Here is a 2,454-nt window from a genome sequence, read left to right on the forward strand (position 1 = left end):
TTATAGGAGAACCACACCAAACAAGTCAACACACCAAATTCGAAAAAATCGAGAAATCCGTCTTCCTATTGATTTTATTATAGATTTTCGCGACCGCGGACCGATAGACCCGAAACTACGCCCAAACAGCGACCGTTTTGCACAGCAGAACGTGTTCAACGGAAGCATGGCCACCCTTGCGCCTTCTTTTAGCCCGGTTCCTCGCTAATTGCTTCCTAACGAAGCGTTAAGAGAAGGGTGCCGCGCGCGTCCCTATAGAGGTGTTGCGATCTATCCTGCGTGTGTCGAGCAATTTGACTCATGGCTTTGAAAGTTGCACACCTTCGCCTGGAGTTTCTGGAGAGCGTATGACCGACGGGGCACAGCTGGTATGACTGCGGATCGCAACGTGATCCGGTCGCTAGGCACGGAACCGCCAATTTTGGCGGAAGGACGCCGTGCACCCGATCGCCGCGAGATTTCGCTGCGCTGGCTCTCCGGCACATTTCTCACCGGCATAACCTCTTCCATATTAATGGGCGTCGCTTTGTTTGCCGCTCTTGACGGTCGCCAGCAGCTTGCCATTCCCGCCGAAGCCTTCGCCAAGGCGGATATGGGTAATAGCGGGGCGGAAGCTGCCCGTCGTGGTACGCGCCTTGTTGCGCCCAACATTGCCGCCCGTCCCTCCGACCGGTCGATCATGGAAGTTTCGACAGTCATTAACGAGGGTGACAAGGAAGTTGTCCGCAAGGTCCCCTTTTCTCACGTCAAGATCCCGCTGGCGTCCAACTACACCAAGCAGGAAGACTATCCCGCCTTTGATCCGCTGAACATCTTTGCCAGCAACGACGACAAGGACGCGCCCGCCCCGGCGGCAAGCCGCACCGGCACGATCTACGGCTCCGAAGTGGAATCCGAAGTCAGCCTGAAAACCGTCGCCTTTCCCGTTCAGCATTCGAAATATGCTTTTGCGGGTTCACTGAGCTTCGATGAAGTCGAAGAGGCCGTGCGATCCAACGGCTCCATCCTGACCGACGGCAACGAGCAGGTGGCGGCGCTGTATTACATCGACCCGCGCCGTTTCGATAATGATGACGGCGATGTCGATATTACCGCCGGTCTTGCCGCGCGCGTTGTCGAGCAGAACATGTCTGTATCGACGCCGCAATCACCCTCTGTACCCAGCAAGGAATATGCCGACGACGTCATCCCTGCCCGCCAGACGGAGACGATCGAAGCCGCACTCTTTGGCGCCGGTTACTCGAAGGCGCAATCCTCCGAAATCGCCGGACTGCTCTCGCCGGAAATACAGTCGAACAATGTCGAGAGTGGCGACGTGCTGCGCGTCGGCATTATCCAGGAAGACGAGAAAAGCGATATCGTGCGCGTGAGCCTATACCGCAAGGGCCGCCACATGGTCACCATGGCGATCGATGACCACCAGCGGTTCATCAAGGCAAGCGAGCCGCCCAAGCTGGATGCAGTTGCAAGCGCCTTCGACAGCACGCCTGCCCCGGCCGCTGGCCGCGACCTGCCCAGTGTCTATGATGGCGTTTACCGGGCGGCGCTCGCTTATGGCATGAACCAGAGCATGGTTTCCCAACTTATCAAGCTTCTTGCCAGCAGCGTTGATTTTCAGGCGCAGCTTAAGCCAACCGATACGCTCGAGGCCTTCTTTTCCGTAGAAGACGCGAACGGCATGGCGACGGACAAATCCGAGCTACTCTACGTCAACGCCAAATTCGGCGACAACGAGACCCGGTTTTACCGGTTCCAGAATTCGGATGACAACAGCATCGATTATTTCGATGAGAACGGCAAAAGCATCCGCCAGTTCCTGTTGCGCAACCCCGTCCCGAACGGCCGCATGACATCAGGTTTCGGCATGCGCCGCCACCCCGTCCTGAAGTTCAGTCGCATGCATACCGGCACCGATTGGGCCGCACCGCGCGGGACCCCGATCATCGCGACGGGTAACGGCACCGTGGAAAAGGCCGGCTGGGCCTCCGGTTACGGCAACCAGACGCTGATCCGTCACGCCAACGGCTATGTATCCTCCTATAACCACCAGAGCGCCATCGCCAAGGGGGTGACCGAAGGCTCCAAGGTGCGGCAGGGGCAGGTCATTGGTTATGTGGGGTCGACCGGGCTTTCTACCGGTGCCCATCTGCATTACGAGTTGATCGTCAACGGCACCAAGGTGGATGCCATGAAAGTCCGCCTGCCAGGCGGCAAGTCGCTTTCCGGTGAGGCTCTGGCGCGATTCTCAGACGAGAGAAAGCGCATCGACAATCTGCTGAATATCGATGAGAAAAATAAGCAGGTAGCGAGCCGCTAATCCGCGAGAAATCTGAGATCGTCAGAAACGACCATGCGAAAAGGGCTCCGTTTCCGGAGCCCTCAGACCGCTGACAAACCCGTCGATTTTTCGGCGGGTTTTGTTTTTGGGTTGGGTTGAGATTTTTGTTGGGCGTC

General features: G+C 57.4%; 2 protein-coding genes. Both read left to right on the plus strand.

Features of this window, described 5'->3' with window-relative positions; genetic code table 11:
• On the plus strand, positions 1 to 208 hold a 208-nt coding region (locus tag FS804_RS25100), incomplete at its 5' end, for a hypothetical protein (protein ID WP_210244466.1).
• Positions 209 to 370: 162 nt separating this feature from the next.
• A complete protein-coding gene (locus FS804_RS24595; protein ID WP_144579343.1) occupies positions 371 to 2,317 on the plus strand; it encodes a M23 family metallopeptidase in 1,947 nt (648 codons plus the stop codon).
• The last annotated feature ends 137 nt before the right edge of the window (positions 2,318 to 2,454 follow it).

The sequence above is a fragment of the Agrobacterium sp. DE0009 genome, assembly GCF_007680755.1.
GTDB lineage: Bacteria > Pseudomonadota > Alphaproteobacteria > Rhizobiales > Rhizobiaceae > Agrobacterium > Agrobacterium tumefaciens_B.

Bases quoted from the DNA above. Each gene is read 5' to 3' on its own strand.
- FS804_RS24595 (WP_144579343.1), top strand. From the start codon at position 371: ATGACTGCGGATCGCAACGTGATCCGGTCGCTAGGCACGGAACCGCCA.